Raw genomic sequence first — 14,102 nt, 5'->3', positions numbered from 1 at the left:
TCGCATCGCAGGTGCCGCCGCCCAACCACTCACTACCCGGCGTTTCCTGCGTCGCTGCGTCAGCAGCAGAGAAACGAGATTATGAAGAATCTTTTTCGCTTCGTCAACAGTTTTTTTAGCGCTACCGCTGCCACCCCGTCGACTCCCGCGTCCGCCGGTTTCCGCGGCGGACCCCGCTGCCAGCACGCCTGAACCACCACGGCCGAACTGCGAAGGGGGCGAATCTTACCGCCCCCGAGCGCCACCGCGCAAGGGGGCGCAGAGAAAAATTTTCTGTCGACATCTCCTGGTGGTGGTACCACCCGCAGGCTTATTTGTTCTTGAACGCCGGCTTGCGCTTCTCGACGAACGCCGCCATCCCTTCCTTCTGGTCCTCCGTCGCAAACAGCGAATGGAACATGCGGCGCTCGAAATGCACCCCCTCTGCAAGCGTCGTCTCGTACGCGCGATTCACCGACTCCTTAGCCATCATCACAGCCGGAAGCGAATACTCGGAAATGGTCGCAGCCGCGGCGATGGCCTCATTCAGCAGATCGGCGGCCGGGATCACTCGTGACACGAGACCGGCGCGCTCGGCCTCGGCCGAGTCCATCATGCGCGCTGTCAGACACAGATCCATCGCCTTCGCCTTCGATACAGCACGCGGCAAACGCTGCGTCCCACCTGCGCCCGGAATCACGCCAAGCTTGATTTCCGGCTGACCGAACTTCGCCGTGTCGGCTGCGAAAATCATGTCGCACATCATCGCGAGTTCACAACCACCACCCAGCGCGAAGCCCGCGACTGCAGCGATAATCGGCTTGCGAATCGAACGAATCGTCTCCCAGTTGCGGGTGATGTACTCACCCTTATAGACATCCATGAAGGTGTAGGTCGCCATCATGCCGATATCCGCACCAGCCGCGAACGCCTTCTCACTACCCGTGATAACGATTGCGCCGATTCCCTCATCGGCGTCGAACACCTTCAGTGCCGCGCCCAGCTCGTCCATAAGCGCGTCGTTGAGCGCATTCAGCGCCTTCGGCCGATTGAGCGTGATCAAACCGACCTTGCCGCGTGTCTCAACTAGAATATTTTCGTATCCCATATGCCCTCCGCCTCTGTAAGAAAAGTCCCTAAAAAAATTTTCACACCAAACTTTGACTAATGCTAACATTAGCCAACCAACCGGTCGGTTAATTAATCGGTACGGGTTCCATCCAATTCTCTTCGTTGCATCTACGTTGCGCCATGACAAATCCGTTGTTCGCCAAGCACGAAGCCGTGCTGCAAAAGGCGGTTGCCGCCATCGAGACCCGTGGCTACTGGAGCCCGTTTTCCGAAATGCCCAGCCCAAAAGTGTACGGGGAAACGGCAAGTGCAGACGGTGAAGCAGCGTTCAAGGCGCACCTGAACCGCACGTTCGAACTCGATCAGCCGACTACCGGCGAAACCGTCGGTAGCGAAGCGTCGCCGTTCGGCATTGCGCTCGACGTCCGCTATCCCAAGTCGACGCCGGACCAACTGATTGCCGCGGCGACCAAGGCGCAACGCGCCTGGCACGCGGCGGGCCCGCAGGCGTGGGTTGGCGTCAGCCTCGAAATTCTCGAGCGCCTGAACCGCGCGAGCTTCGAAATCGCCTACAGCGTGATGCACACCACTGGCCAGGCGTTCATGATGGCGTTCCAGGCCGGTGGCCCGCACGCCCAGGACCGTGCGCTCGAAGCTGTCACCTACGCATGGGACCAGTTGCGCCGCATCCCGGCAGACGCGCATTGGGAAAAGCCGCAGGGCAAGAACCCGCCGCTCGCCATGCACAAGCGCTTCATGGTCGTGCCGCGTGGAACCGGACTCGTGCTCGGCTGCTGCACGTTCCCGACCTGGAACGGCTACCCGGGCATCTTTGCCGATCTCGCGACCGGTAATACTGTCATCGTCAAGCCACACCCTGGCGCAATCCTGCCGCTCGCGATCACCGTGCGCATCGCGCGCGATGTGCTGCGCGAAGCTGGGTTCGATCCGAACGTGGTCACGCTGCTCGCCACCGATCCCAACGACGGAGCGCTGGTCCAGGCGCTTGCCCAGCGCCCCGAAATCAAGCTGATCGACTTCACGGGCAGCACGCCGAACGGGAACTGGCTCGAACAGCACGCGCACCAGGCGCAGGTGTACACGGAGAAAGCTGGCGTCAACCAGATCGTGATCGACTCCGTGGATGACCTGAAGGCCGTCGCACGCAACATTGCATTCTCGCTCTCGCTCTACTCGGGCCAGATGTGTACCGCGCCGCAGAACATTTATGTGCCGCGCGACGGTATTCGCACGGCCGAAGGCCACGTGAGCTTCGAGACTGTCGCGCAGGCCATCGCGGGCGCCGTCCAGAAGTTCGTGTCCGATCCGGCCCGCGCCGTCGAGGTGCTGGGTGCAATCCAGAACGCAAGCGTCACCACGCGCATCGACGAAGCGCGCAAGCTGGGTTCCGTGCTGGCCGACAGCCAAACGCTCGAACATCCCCAGTTCGCCGGGGCTCGCGTACGTACGCCGCTCGTGTTGTCACTCGACGCCGCTCGCGACGCTGCCTCGTTCACGAGCGAATGGTTCGGTCCGATCTCGTTTGTTATCGCCACCGATTCGACGGCGCAGTCGCTCGATCTCGCCGGCTCGATCGCCCGTGACCACGGCGCATTGACGCTCTCCGTCTACAGCACCGACGACGCCATCGTCGAAGCAGCCCACGAAGCCGCGATCACGGGCGGCGTGGCACTCTCGATCAACCTGACAGGCGGCGTGTTCGTCAACCAGTCGGCGGCGTTCTCCGACTTCCACGGCACCGGAGCGAACCCCGCCGCAAATGCAGCGCTGGCCGATGCCGCATTCGTGGCGAACCGCTTCCGCGTGGTTCAAAGTCGCGTTCATGTTGAACCGAAAGCGGCGCCGGTAGCAGTTGGCTGAACGGCATATGCCGTTTAGCCGAATGGCGCCCGACTCCCCGTCCCCCTAGCATGAACGGCATGAGTGCGATCACGCGCTCATGCCCAGGAATTTGCCATGACCGAAGCCTATATCTGCGACGCGATTCGCACCCCGTTCGGCCGCTACGGCGGCGCACTGAAAGACGTCCGCGCGGACGACCTCGGCGCCGTACCGATCCGCGCGCTCATCGAGCGCAACCCGGGCGTGGACTGGCGTGCTCTTGACGACATCCTTTATGGCTGCGCCAACCAGGCCGGCGAGGACAACCGCAACGTCGCACGCATGTCTGCGCTGCTAGCAGGCCTGCCGACCGACGTACCCGGCTCCACGATTAATCGCCTGTGCGGCTCGGGCCTCGACGCGGTCGGCAGCGCCGCGCGCGCAATCAAGGCCGGCGAGGCGCACCTCATGATCGCGGGCGGCGTGGAGAGCATGACGCGCGCGCCCTTCGTCATGGGCAAGGCCGCGTCGGCGTTCTCGCGCGACGCCAGCGTCTACGATACGACCATCGGCTGGCGCTTCGTGAATCCGCTGATGAAGCGCGAATACGGCGTCGACTCGATGCCGGAAACGGCAGAGAACGTCGCGGACGAATTCGGCATCAACCGCGACGATCAGGACGCATTCGCGCTGCGAAGCCAGCAGAAGGCGGCGCGTGCGCAGAAGGACGGCACGCTTGCGCAGGAAATCGTCGCTGTGGAAATCGCCCAGAAGAAGGGTGATCCGATCCGCGTCACACTCGACGAACACCCGCGCGAAACTTCGCTCGAAGCACTCGGAAAGCTCAAGGGCGTTGTGCGTCCGGATGGCACCGTGACCGCAGGCAACGCGTCGGGCGTCAACGACGGCGCTTGCGCGCTCCTCATCGCGAGCGATGCCGCCGCCAGCCAGTACGGGCTGCGCCGTCGCGCCCGTGTGCTCGGCATGGCCGCGGCCGGCGTCGCGCCGCGCATCATGGGCATCGGCCCTGCGCCCGCAACACAGAAGCTGCTCAAGCAACTCGGCATGACCCTCGACCAGTTCGACGTGATCGAACTGAACGAGGCATTCGCGTCGCAGGGGCTTGCGGTGCTGCGTCAACTCGGTCTCAAGGACGACGACGCTCGCGTCAACCCGAACGGCGGAGCAATCGCGCTGGGGCACCCGCTGGGCGCATCGGGCGCGCGGCTCGTGACGACGGCGCTCCACCAGCTCGAGCGCACCCAGGGACGTTACGCGCTGTGCACGATGTGTATCGGCGTAGGCCAGGGTATCGCCCTCGCCATCGAGCGCCTCTGACCTGACGCGCCGTACAGACTTGCCGCCGGGCGTAATGCTCGGCGGTCGCTGGAGACAGCTTCGCATGGCGTCCAGGTAAGCACTAAAACGCTAACCCGGACCGACCGCCGTGCATGGGATGGGACGAAGCGCTAAAGCGCCAGGCCCCATCGACACAAGGAGACAATCAATGCCCTACGATGCGATCCGAGTCGAAACCGACGCAGCCACGCGCGTCGCAACGATCACGCTGAACCGCCCGGACAAGCTCAACAGCTTCACGCGCGCCATGCACCGCGAACTCGCGGCGGCGCTCGACGAAATCGTCGCCTCCGGTGCGCGCGCACTGGTGCTGACCGGTGCCGGCCGCGCCTTCTGCGCTGGTCAGGATCTTGCCGACCTCGACTTCACGCCCGGCGCGATGAGCGACCTCGGCGCGCTAATCGAAGAGCATTTCAATCCGCTGGTCAAGCACCTGCAGGCGCTGCCCATGCCCGTCATCGCCGCAGTCAACGGCACCGCGGCCGGCGCAGGCGCCAATCTCGCGTTTGCCTGCGATATCGTGCTCGCCGCGCGCTCGGCCAGCTTCATTCAGGCATTCGTGAAGATCGGCCTCGTACCCGATTCGGGTGGAACGTGGTTCCTGCCCAAGCGGGTCGGCATGGCGCGTGCGCTCGGACTCGCGATGACCGGTGAGCGCCTCCCGGCCGAGAAAGCGGAAAGCTGGGGCCTCGTCTGGCAAGTGACCGACGACGCCGACCTCGCGCAAACCGCCGCCGCACTCGCAGCCCAACTCGCGAAGCAGCCCACGCGTGCCATCGTCGCCACGCGCCACGCCATGCGCGCCTCGGCCACGCAAACGCTCGACCAGCAAGTCGACCTCGAACGCGATCTGCAGCGCGAACTCGGCAATTCGTACGACTACGCGGAAGGGGTCCAGGCATTCATGGAAAAGCGCGCGCCGCGCTTCGAGGGCCGCTGATATGACCAGGCAACAGTCCACTCAACGCATGCAGCCCGCCACGATGACACCAGACGAACTCGCCCGCGCAACCGCGCAAACGATGTACGAGGCAGATGCCTGCGCACGTGCGCTCGGCATCAAGGTGCTCGAAGTCCGACCCGGCTACGCACGCCTTTCCATGGCCGTGCGGCCCGAGTTCCTGAACGGTCACCAGATCTGTCATGGCGGCCTGATTTTCACGCTCGCCGACACGGCGTTCGCGTATGCCTGCAATTCGTACAACGTGAACACGGTCGCGGCCGGCTGCTCGATCGAGTACCTGCGTCCGGTCCAGCCCGACGAAGCGCTGACGGCCGTTGCCGTCGAGCAGATCCTTTCGGGGCGCAACGGCGTCTACGACATTACCGTCACGAACCGCGCGGGCGAGACCGTCGCGCTGTTCAGAGGCAAGTCCGCACAGATTCGCGGAAACATCATTCCGCTTGCTGAGTGACCGGGTACCCCTCGATTACTCAAGCACAACCATTCAGGCATCCAGTATCCAGGAGACATCGATGACCACCACGCTGCCCCTCGAGGCAATCGAAAAGGCGAGCCGCGACGAACTCGCGGCACTTCAGCTCGAGCGCCTGAAATGGTCGCTGAATCACGCATACGAGAATTCACCGGTCTATCGCCGCAAGTTTGACGAGGCAGGCGTGCATCCGTCGCAGGTGCAGTCGCTATCCGATCTCGCGCGCTTCCCGTTCACGACCAAGAAGGATCTGCGTGACAACTATCCGTTCGGGATGTTCGCCGTTCCGATGGAGCAGATCTCGCGCATTCACGCGTCGTCGGGCACGACCGGCAAACCGACCGTCGTTGCCTACACCGCACGCGACATCGACACGTGGGCCAATCTCGTTGCGCGCTCGGTGCGCGCGTCGGGCGCCCGCCGCGGCGACAAGGTGCACGTGAGCTACGGTTACGGCCTCTTCACGGGCGGCCTCGGCGCGCACTACGGCGCCGAGCGAGCCGGTCTCACCGTGATCCCGTTCGGCGGCGGCCAGACCGAAAAGCAGGTTCAGCTGATCCAGGACTTCCGCCCCGACATCATCATGGTGACGCCGAGCTACATGCTCTCGATCGCCGACGAAATGGAACGTCAGGGTATCGATCCGGCCACGTGCTCACTGCGCATCGGTATCTTCGGCGCCGAGCCCTGGACGAACGACATGCGTGCAGCCATCGAGCAGCGTATGGGCATCACGGCTGTCGACATCTACGGCTTGTCGGAAGTCATGGGCCCGGGCGTCGCGTCAGAGTGCGCCGAGACCAAAGATGGCCCGACGATCTGGGAAGATCACTTCTACCCCGAGATCATCAACCCGGAGACCGGCGAAGTCCTGCCCGACGGCGAATTCGGTGAGCTGGTGTTCACGTCGCTCTCGAAGGAAGCACTGCCGATCATCCGTTACCGCACGCGCGACCTCACGCGTCTGTTGCCCGGCACCGCACGCACCATGCGTCGCATGGAGAAGATCACGGGCCGCTCGGACGATATGATGATCATTCGCGGCGTGAACGTGTTCCCGACGCAAATCGAGGAACTGCTGCTCAAGCAGCCCGTGCTCTCACCGCACTACCAGATCATCCTGACGAAGGAAGGTCCGCTGGATGTGATGACGCTCAATCTCGAACCGTCGCCCGAAAGCGCGACCGACGGCCACGCGCTCGAAATAGCGCGCAAGGCGCTTGCGTACGACATCAAGGCGCTGATCGGTGTGACGGCAATCGTCAACGTGCTGGACGTCAACAGCATCGAGCGATCGGTGGGTAAGGCGCGTCGCGTAATCGACAAGCGCAACAAGTAAGCGCTACCACGCAGCACGTGAAATAAAAAAGCCGGCATTCGCCGGCTTTTTTCATGTCCGGACTTCCGTCACTCAGGAATTCGGGAACAGCAGCCACATGCGGCCGCCCTGTTTCATCTTGCCCGCGAGATCGCCGGCGTCGTCGCCGAGGCCCCAGAAGTAGTCGGCGCGCACACCGCCCTTGATCGCCGAACCCGTGTCCTGTGCGAACACGAGGCGATTGAGCGGCGTGTTCGTAAGCGGCCGCGTCGTCTGCAAGAAGACGGGTGTGCCGAGTGGAATCGACGATGGGTCCACCGCAATCGATCGCTCCGCGGTAAGCGGCACGCCAAGCGCGCCGACCGGACCATCTGCACCGCCCTTCGGCGTCCCCTCGGACCCCGGCATTTCGCGGAAAAAGACGAAGCGCGGGTTCGTGTCGAGTAGTGCGTCCACGCGAGTCGGATTCGCACGCGCCCAAGCCTTGATGCCCTGCATCGTCGCCTGCGCGGGTGTGAGTTCGCCGCGATCGAGCAGCCATTTTCCGATCGACCGGTACGGCTGATTGTTGGTCCCGCCGTAGCCAACTCGCATCACGCTGCCGTCTTCCATCACAATGCGCCCGGACCCCTGCACCTGCAGGAAGAACGCTTCGATCGGATCGTCGACCCAGACGAGTTCATTGCCATTCAGCACACCCGAGCGCTCGAGTTGCGCGCGCGGCGGCAACGCAGCGCCCGCGCGCGATCCGGCAGGCCAGCGATAAAGCGCCGTCTGATAGATACCGTGGCGCGTGCGCGAGCCGCGCAGCAGCGGCTCATAGTAGCCGGTCACGAGGCCGTCGAGCGTGCCGTCGTTATTGGCGAACTGATATGGGGTGAAATAGGTCTCGAAGAAAATGCGGGCGCTTGTGGCGTCGAGATCGTCGAGTTGCGAGGCCGCAGTGCATGCGCGCTGCCAGCGCGGGTCGCCGGCAAGTCGCGCGCAGTTTGCTCGCAGAGCGCTGGTCACACCGATCAGCGAATCGTCCTGCCAGCCCGGCACCTGTTTCCAGGCGACCGGTGTGAGGCGCTGGGCCGCGATCTGCGACGGAATGGACGGCGCGCCGGTCGGTGGGGCATTGCGTACGTAGTTCGCGCCGCCACATGCGGCAAGCAATCCCGCCAGCGAAACGGCGCCAATCCATCCACCGACGCGGCCCCAACCGCGACCACGCAGCCACCCGGTGCACAGCCCCAGCGAATCGGGCGCACTGATAACATCCCCCGAAACGCGCCTACACTGCATGCTCTCGATGGATGCCGCCATGTCTGATCTGCTCGACGAATATCCGATGCTCATGTTTGGTCTGGAAGCGTTGCTCGCACTGTTCCTGTTGATTTTCATCGTCGTGTGGACTGCATCGGGCAGGAAGAAGCGCTCCGCGCACGACCAGCGTCAGGACTAGCAGACTGCGACAGCGCGCAACGGTTCAATGCAGTGTGCGCGGCATGCGCAAGACGAACTCCGGAACAGGCGCCTCGAAGCGCTCGCCGTCCTCCGCGACACAGAAGTACTCGCCGTGCATCGTGCCGACGGGCGTCGCGATCACCGCCCAGCTCGTGTACTCGAACTGCTCGCCGGGCTTGAGCAACGGCTGATGCCCGACCACGCCAAGCCCCTTCACTTCCTGAACGAGGCTCTCGCTATCGGTGATGACCCAATGGCGCGCGATCAGTTGCGCACTGACTTGTCCGGTGTTGCGGATGGTCAGCGTGTAGGCGAAGGCATACTGCCGGCGTTCCGGATCCGATTCTTCAGGCAGATAACGCACCTGCGACGTCACGCTGAACTGGTACTGGCTCATCCTGTTTCCGGTCGATAAAGCGGGAGGTAGCACGCGCCGTGAAGTCCGCCGAGCCCCGCGCATCAAGGCCGTGCTGGCGTCTACGCGCATCGCAGCATATGGTTACGCATTCTGCTTGATGCGGCGGGTACCCGCAACCCGGCTAGCGAGGACCGTCAGGCGACGTCCGCTCGGCGGCAGGCCACGTGCAGCCACCGCGCAGGAATGCGCCTGACCTGCATCGCACGGCGGCGCGGGGTTCACACGCAGGTGACGGTAAAATAACGCTTTTCCGCCCGTATCCGATTTCACCATGTCGCAATTCCGCATCGCTCCCAGCATCCTGTCCGCCGACTTCTCGCGTCTTGGCGAGGAAGTCCGCAACGTCGTCGCGGCGGGTGCCGACTGGATTCACTTCGACGTGATGGACAACCATTACGTACCGAATCTCACCATTGGCCCGCTGGTGTGCGAGGCGATTCGCCCGCACGTCGACGTGCCGATCGACGTTCACCTGATGGTGCGCCCCGTCGACCGCATCGTGCCCGACTTCGCGAAGGCGGGCGCGAACGTCATCACCTTCCACCCGGAAGGCTCGGATCACGTCGACCGCACGCTCTCCCTGATCCGCGACCACGGCTGCAAATCGGGCCTCGTGTTCAACCCGGCCACGCCGCTCAACCACCTCGATCACGTGATGGACAAGATCGACGTCGTGCTGCTCATGTCGGTGAACCCAGGCTTCGGCGGCCAGTCGTTCATTCCCGAGGCGCTCAACAAGCTGCGCGAGGCGCGCGCGAAGATCGACGCTTACACGGCACGGACCGGCCGCGAAATTCTTCTGGAGATCGACGGCGGTGTGAAGGTCGACAACATTGCGGAAATCGCGGCGGCGGGTGCGGATACCTTCGTCGCCGGCTCGGCGATCTTCGGCAAGCCGGATTACAAGGCCGTGATCGACCAGATGCGCGCCCAACTCGCCACGGTGAGCGCCGCTAAATGAGCGCGCCGATCGCGTTCGCCTCGCCGCGTATCGAGGCGGCGCTGATCGACCTGGACGGCACGATGGTCGACACCGCCGACGATTTCGCGGCGGGTCTGAACGGCATGCTCGCCCAGTTCGACGCCGAGGAAACGACGCGCGAGGAAGTGATGGGCTACGTGGGCAAGGGCTCGGAGCATCTGATCCGCAGCGTGCTCGCGCCGCGCTTTCCCGCCGACGACGCCCAATCGCGCTTCGAGGAAGCCCTCGCGCTCTACCAGGACGAGTACGCGAAGATCAACGGCCAGCACACGCGACTGTATCCGGAGGTCGAAGCGGGCCTCGCGGCACTTCGCGACGCGGGCGTGAAGCTCGCGTGCGTGACGAACAAGCCGCACCGCTTCGCGGTCGAGCTGCTCGATCAGTATGGGCTCGCGCGGTACTTCGAGGTGGTGCTCGGCGGCGACAGCACGCCCCGCAAGAAACCGGACCCGCTGCCGATGCTCACGGCCTGCGCTCAACTTGGCGTGGCGCCGAATGCCGCGGTCGCGATCGGCGATTCGGAGAACGACGCGATCGCGGGCCGCGCGGCAGGCATGGCGACACTCACCGTCCCGTACGGCTACAACCATGGCCAGCCTGTACAAAAAATTCAATCGGATGGTATAGTTGCCACGCTGCTCGACGCCGCCAAGGCAGTCGCAGCGCACAATCTACTGACCTAAGTTACCAACTGAACGTCACCTATCCTCATGTTTCTGAATAAAAAACGGAGTCTGAGCACCATCGACCGGGGAGCCTGGCCCTGGCGTCGCTCGTCGCGCTAACCTCTCTCGAGGTTCGCTGAAGCTGATTTGCATTTCATCTTCAGCCCCGTTTTTTACTTCGTTGCGCACTCGCGCGTGTCTCGTTTCTAAACTGTCGCGGTAACTCACCGGTTGGCTCGCGGGCCGCTGGCGTTTTTTGTCCGTGCGTGCTGCTTCGTCTTACCCGGCGATGCTGGCAGCGCAAGGCCGAAACGTCGTGTCCGCTTTCACGGACGAGTAACATCCGCACATCGGCGTCTTCGCATTTCGGCGCCGGGAACGAGCGAGCACATAGCAACGAGGCACGCAAAAAAAGTCGCCACTGCTCACCGGCCGCGCCCTTCTGAACGGCGACCGGCCGCACGAACCGGAAGGATCGGAACATGACCGAACTCGAATTCCAGTCCCTCGCCAACGAGGGTTACAACCGCATTCCGCTGATCGCCGAAGCGCTCGCCGATCTCGAAACGCCGCTCTCGCTCTACCTGAAGCTCGCGCAGCCAGAACGCGGCGGCGCGAACTCGTTCCTGCTCGAATCGGTGGTGGGCGGCGAGCGCTTCGGGCGCTATTCGTTCATCGGCCTGCCCGCGCGCTCGCTGATCCGCGCTCGCAATGGCATCTCCGAAGTCGTGCGCGACGGCCAGGTGACGGAAACGCACGAGGGCGATCCGCTCGAATTCATCGCGCAGTTCCAGGCGCGCTTCAAGGTCGCACAGCGACCGGGTCTGCCGCGCTTCTGCGGCGGCCTCGCGGGTTACTTCGGCTACGACGCGGTGCGCTACATCGAGAAAAAGCTCGCAGATACAGCCCCCACCGACGACCTCGGCCTGCCCGATATCCAGTTGCTGCTCACCGAGGAAGTCGCCGTCATCGACAACCTGGCGGGCAAGCTCTACCTGATCGTCTACGCCGATCCGCAGACCTCCGAGGCCTACACGAAAGCGAAGCAACGCCTGCGCGAGCTGAAACAGCGACTGCGCACGACGGTGCAGCCGCCAGTCACGTCGGCAAGCGTGCGCACCGAGACCTTCCGCGAATTCAAGAAGGATGATTACCTCGCCGCCGTGCGCAAAGCGAAGGAATACATCGCAGCGGGCGAACTGATGCAGGTGCAGGTCGGCCAGCGCATCTCGAAGCCGTATCGCGACAATCCGCTCTCGCTCTATCGCGCACTGCGTTCGCTGAATCCGTCGCCGTACATGTACTACTACAACTTCGGCGATTTCCACGTTGTGGGCGCATCGCCGGAGATTCTCGTGCGCCAGGAAAAGCGCGGCGAGGACCGTATCGTCACGATCCGTCCGCTCGCGGGCACGCGGCCGCGCGGCAACACGCCCGAGCGCGACGCCGAACTCGCGACCGAACTGCTCAACGATCCTAAAGAAATTGCCGAGCACGTCATGCTGATCGACCTCGCACGCAACGATGTGGGCCGCATCGCGCAGATCGGCTCGGTTGCCGTGACCGACAAGATGATCATCGAGAAGTACTCGCACGTTCAGCACATCGTCAGTTCGGTCGAGGGCAAGCTCAAGCCCGGCATGAACAACTTCGACGTGCTGCGCGCGACGTTCCCGGCCGGCACGCTCTCAGGCGCACCAAAGGTGCGCGCGATGGAAATCATCGACGAACTCGAACCCGTGAAGCGCGGTCTCTACGGCGGCGCGGTTGGCTATCTCTCGTTCAATGGTGAGATGGACCTCGCGATCGCGATCCGCACGGGCCTCATTCACAACGGCAATCTGTATGTGCAGGCCGCGGCGGGCATCGTCGCGGATTCGGTGCCCGAGTCCGAATGGCTGGAGACCGAGAACAAGGCGCGCGCCGTGCTGCGCGCCGCCGAGCAGGTGCAGGACGGCCTCGACAGCGACTTCTGAGCGGAGGGTAATGCCCCCCCAAACCAGAGCGGGGGGCATTACCCACACGCCCCTACGCCAAGCTCGAAATCAGGTGGCAACCACAGGTGGCACGATGACCGTGCCGGGCAATCGGAACACCGTTGTCGGTCATCGATTCGTCGCCTTCCTCGATCAAGTTTGGTTTCACGTCCGGGTGTTTCGGGCACGACACCTCGTCACCCTTGCGTGCCACAAAACGGCCGTCGAAGCGCATCTTTGACGAACCAGTGATGACTTTGCCGTCGTGATCAGTGTCGTCACCAACACGGATGAGATTCATCATGATCTTGCTGTTCTCGTGCAACGCAAATTCCCGGCGCCGCCCAGTCCGAACTTGTCCACGTTTCGAAGATGCCGATGCGATCTGGACGATTTCTACCGGCGCACGGTATCGCTATTTGTAGCGGAAATATAGATTGCCAAAGTTGGGAAGCTTGTTTTCGCGGCGATGCTCTCGCGACGTCCTGCGTAGATCGATGTTTTCAACGTCAGACCAGCCAAACGTCTTGAAGATCGTCTCTGCAATCTTGACAAAACCCATGAATTTGCGAGAGGTCCGAAACGCGAAAAAGCCCGAGATCAGCATCCAGCAAGGAAGTATTAGCATCAACATAAAGGGAAAATTCGTTCGAAGGAAAAAATCCAGCCCCCTCTGGAGTAGCGTCATCAACGGTAGCGTCAGATACACAAGCAAGGAGCACCAGAGCCAGATTTTCACGGACTTACGGTAGTGCACCTTTCGCCCTGCTGTGGCATGAGGATATACGGCAAGCAGGTCATCGCCGTCGCGCTTGACCGCGTAAGCCACGTAACGCTTGTCCCCCGTCTGCTCTGCGACAACCTCAACGTTGTCACCATTGCGCATCGGCATCATCCAGAGCCACCCCTTCACCAGCTTACCGTTGAGTTCGAACTCGACCCAGTCGGCTTCTTCATCCGTATTTCCTGCCATGCCGATCAGGCCAATGGCTGTCGCGCCCATACCCATGGCTGAAGCCGCAATTGCGGTGGCTCCGACCTGCTGTTGCTGAACCTCGGTCAGTACAAAGTCGTGACTACGGCGCGATCGTTCCAGCCCAGAGATAGCACCTCTGAGCAGTACAACCGGTTTCGTCGATTCCTGTTTTTTCATGAAAATTTGGTCATGGCATTGGCAAAATCCTTCTCCTGCTGGGAAGGGTCGGTATAGCGCTCAACATCATGATCCGCAACTCGAAACAGAGTTTCGCGCCCGGTTCCAAAGGCACATCGGGAACACCAGGCTTCCAGTTCGTTTGGTGTGAGCCAGTCCGCCATCGCCTGAAGCACGAGCAATCCCACCGTCGCCTCCCAACCGATCAGCATGGTGACCGACCGCAGCGCTGCCCAGGCAATCACTCGCGCTGTAACTGCCTCTACGGCTTCGATGACGACATCCGTTCCGTATCGCATTGCCAATTTTTTGAGCAGCGGTGCTGCAGTGCTCATCGCGTCAATCAAGGTTGCCAGGCTTGCAGCAACTGTATTGACCCAGTGAAAACCTGCTCAAGTCATAATTGAAGGAACGTGGCGATGAGCGTGAAGATGGAAGAAGACATCAAGCGATG

Annotated in this window: 14 protein-coding genes; 8 read left to right on the top strand and 6 right to left on the bottom strand. The window is 62.7% G+C overall.

Annotation, left to right across the window (positions count from 1 at the left end; genetic code table 11):
• Positions 1-310 precede the first annotated feature (310 nt).
• Positions 311-1,087 (bottom strand): enoyl-CoA hydratase, encoded by a 777-nt coding sequence (locus tag D1Y85_RS26590; RefSeq protein WP_124154056.1) that lies wholly within the window; start codon positions 1,085-1,087, stop codon positions 311-313.
• 143 nt (positions 1,088-1,230) lie between these two features.
• Here D1Y85_RS26590 and paaN point away from each other — a divergent pair, with 143 nt between their 5' ends.
• The 5 genes from paaN (at position 1,231) to paaK (ending at position 7,026) form a co-directional block, all read left to right on the top strand.
• The gene (gene paaN / locus D1Y85_RS26585) at positions 1,231-2,931 is read left to right on the top strand and encodes a phenylacetic acid degradation protein PaaN (protein WP_124154054.1); all 1,701 of its coding nucleotides are present in this window, start codon (positions 1,231-1,233) and stop codon (positions 2,929-2,931) included.
• 96 nt (positions 2,932-3,027) lie between these two features.
• On the top strand, positions 3,028-4,230 hold the full coding sequence (gene pcaF / locus D1Y85_RS26580; RefSeq protein ID WP_124154053.1) for a 3-oxoadipyl-CoA thiolase: 1,203 nt from the start codon (positions 3,028-3,030) through the stop codon (positions 4,228-4,230).
• A gap of 169 nt (positions 4,231-4,399) precedes the next feature.
• The gene (paaG, locus tag D1Y85_RS26575) at positions 4,400-5,191 is read left to right on the top strand and encodes a 2-(1,2-epoxy-1,2-dihydrophenyl)acetyl-CoA isomerase PaaG (RefSeq protein WP_124154052.1); all 792 of its coding nucleotides are present in this window, start codon (positions 4,400-4,402) and stop codon (positions 5,189-5,191) included.
• A 43-nt stretch (positions 5,192-5,234) separates the two neighbouring features.
• Positions 5,235-5,666: a hydroxyphenylacetyl-CoA thioesterase PaaI gene (paaI, locus tag D1Y85_RS26570; protein ID WP_124154055.1), complete on the top strand. Its 432-nt coding sequence runs from the start codon at positions 5,235-5,237 to the stop codon at positions 5,664-5,666.
• Positions 5,667-5,727: 61 nt separating this feature from the next.
• Positions 5,728-7,026 (top strand): phenylacetate--CoA ligase PaaK, encoded by a 1,299-nt coding sequence (gene paaK / locus D1Y85_RS26565; protein WP_124154051.1) that lies wholly within the window; start codon positions 5,728-5,730, stop codon positions 7,024-7,026.
• 72 nt (positions 7,027-7,098) lie between these two features.
• Here the strand turns inward: paaK and mltA are convergent, their stop codons facing one another.
• Positions 7,099-8,391: a murein transglycosylase A gene (gene mltA, locus D1Y85_RS26560; protein WP_124154050.1), complete on the bottom strand. Its 1,293-nt coding sequence runs from the start codon at positions 8,389-8,391 to the stop codon at positions 7,099-7,101.
• Positions 8,392-8,476: 85 nt separating this feature from the next.
• The gene (apaG, locus tag D1Y85_RS26555; RefSeq protein WP_124154049.1) at positions 8,477-8,851 is read right to left on the bottom strand and encodes a Co2+/Mg2+ efflux protein ApaG; all 375 of its coding nucleotides are present in this window, start codon (positions 8,849-8,851) and stop codon (positions 8,477-8,479) included.
• Positions 8,852-9,143: 292 nt separating this feature from the next.
• Here apaG and rpe point away from each other — a divergent pair, with 292 nt between their 5' ends.
• The 3 genes from rpe (at position 9,144) to trpE (ending at position 12,495) form a co-directional block, all read left to right on the top strand.
• Positions 9,144-9,833, top strand: coding sequence for a ribulose-phosphate 3-epimerase (gene rpe / locus D1Y85_RS26550; RefSeq protein ID WP_124154048.1), 690 nt, complete (start codon positions 9,144-9,146; stop codon positions 9,831-9,833).
• The gene (locus D1Y85_RS26545; protein WP_124154047.1) at positions 9,830-10,537 is read left to right on the top strand and encodes a phosphoglycolate phosphatase; all 708 of its coding nucleotides are present in this window, start codon (positions 9,830-9,832) and stop codon (positions 10,535-10,537) included. The genes rpe and D1Y85_RS26545 overlap by 4 nt, the downstream gene beginning before the upstream one ends.
• A 464-nt stretch (positions 10,538-11,001) precedes the next feature.
• Complete coding sequence (trpE, locus tag D1Y85_RS26540; protein WP_124154046.1) at positions 11,002-12,495, top strand: anthranilate synthase component I; 1,494 nt, start codon at positions 11,002-11,004, stop codon at positions 12,493-12,495.
• A gap of 52 nt (positions 12,496-12,547) precedes the next feature.
• On the opposite strand, the gene D1Y85_RS26535 is transcribed toward trpE, so the two are convergent.
• The 3 genes from D1Y85_RS26535 to D1Y85_RS26525 all read right to left on the bottom strand — a co-directional run bounded on the left by D1Y85_RS26535 (position 12,548) and on the right by D1Y85_RS26525 (position 13,983).
• The gene (locus D1Y85_RS26535; RefSeq protein ID WP_124154045.1) at positions 12,548-12,799 is read right to left on the bottom strand and encodes a PAAR domain-containing protein; all 252 of its coding nucleotides are present in this window, start codon (positions 12,797-12,799) and stop codon (positions 12,548-12,550) included.
• 111 nt (positions 12,800-12,910) lie between these two features.
• Positions 12,911-13,648, bottom strand: a complete 738-nt coding sequence (locus tag D1Y85_RS26530; protein WP_124154044.1) for a putative type VI secretion system effector — start codon at positions 13,646-13,648, stop codon at positions 12,911-12,913.
• A complete protein-coding gene (locus tag D1Y85_RS26525) occupies positions 13,645-13,983 on the bottom strand; it encodes a hypothetical protein (RefSeq protein WP_124154043.1) in 339 nt (112 codons plus the stop codon). Before D1Y85_RS26525 ends, D1Y85_RS26530 begins: the two co-directional genes overlap by 4 nt.
• Positions 13,984-14,102 lie beyond the last annotated feature (119 nt).

This window comes from Paraburkholderia dinghuensis, from assembly GCF_003837865.1.
Classification (GTDB): Bacteria; Pseudomonadota; Gammaproteobacteria; order Burkholderiales; family Burkholderiaceae; genus Paraburkholderia; species Paraburkholderia dinghuensis.
Note: the sequence above shows the minus strand (reverse complement) of the source record. Positions and strands in the feature narration are given on the sequence as shown.

Excerpts from the sequence above, each read along its gene's own strand:
- D1Y85_RS26530 (WP_124154044.1), bottom strand. The coding sequence starts at position 13,648 with ATGAAAAAACAGGAATCGACGAAACCGGTTGTACTGCTCAGAGGTGCT.
- D1Y85_RS26590 (WP_124154056.1), bottom strand. The coding sequence starts at position 1,087 with ATGGGATACGAAAATATTCTAGTTGAGACACGCGGCAAGGTCGGTTTG.
- D1Y85_RS26525 (WP_124154043.1), bottom strand. The coding sequence starts at position 13,983 with ATGAGCACTGCAGCACCGCTGCTCAAAAAATTGGCAATGCGATACGGA.
- rpe (WP_124154048.1), top strand. The coding sequence starts at position 9,144 with ATGTCGCAATTCCGCATCGCTCCCAGCATCCTGTCCGCCGACTTCTCG.
- D1Y85_RS26545 (WP_124154047.1), top strand. The coding sequence starts at position 9,830 with ATGAGCGCGCCGATCGCGTTCGCCTCGCCGCGTATCGAGGCGGCGCTG.
- apaG (WP_124154049.1), bottom strand. The coding sequence starts at position 8,851 with ATGAGCCAGTACCAGTTCAGCGTGACGTCGCAGGTGCGTTATCTGCCT.
- paaG (WP_124154052.1), top strand. The coding sequence starts at position 4,400 with ATGCCCTACGATGCGATCCGAGTCGAAACCGACGCAGCCACGCGCGTC.
- D1Y85_RS26535 (WP_124154045.1), bottom strand. The coding sequence starts at position 12,799 with ATGATGAATCTCATCCGTGTTGGTGACGACACTGATCACGACGGCAAA.
- trpE (WP_124154046.1), top strand. The coding sequence starts at position 11,002 with ATGACCGAACTCGAATTCCAGTCCCTCGCCAACGAGGGTTACAACCGC.
- pcaF (WP_124154053.1), top strand. The coding sequence starts at position 3,028 with ATGACCGAAGCCTATATCTGCGACGCGATTCGCACCCCGTTCGGCCGC.
- mltA (WP_124154050.1), bottom strand. The coding sequence starts at position 8,391 with ATGAAAATCAACAGGAACAGTGCGAGCAACGCTTCCAGACCAAACATG.
- paaK (WP_124154051.1), top strand. The coding sequence starts at position 5,728 with ATGACCACCACGCTGCCCCTCGAGGCAATCGAAAAGGCGAGCCGCGAC.
- paaN (WP_124154054.1), top strand. The coding sequence starts at position 1,231 with ATGACAAATCCGTTGTTCGCCAAGCACGAAGCCGTGCTGCAAAAGGCG.
- paaI (WP_124154055.1), top strand. The coding sequence starts at position 5,235 with ATGACACCAGACGAACTCGCCCGCGCAACCGCGCAAACGATGTACGAG.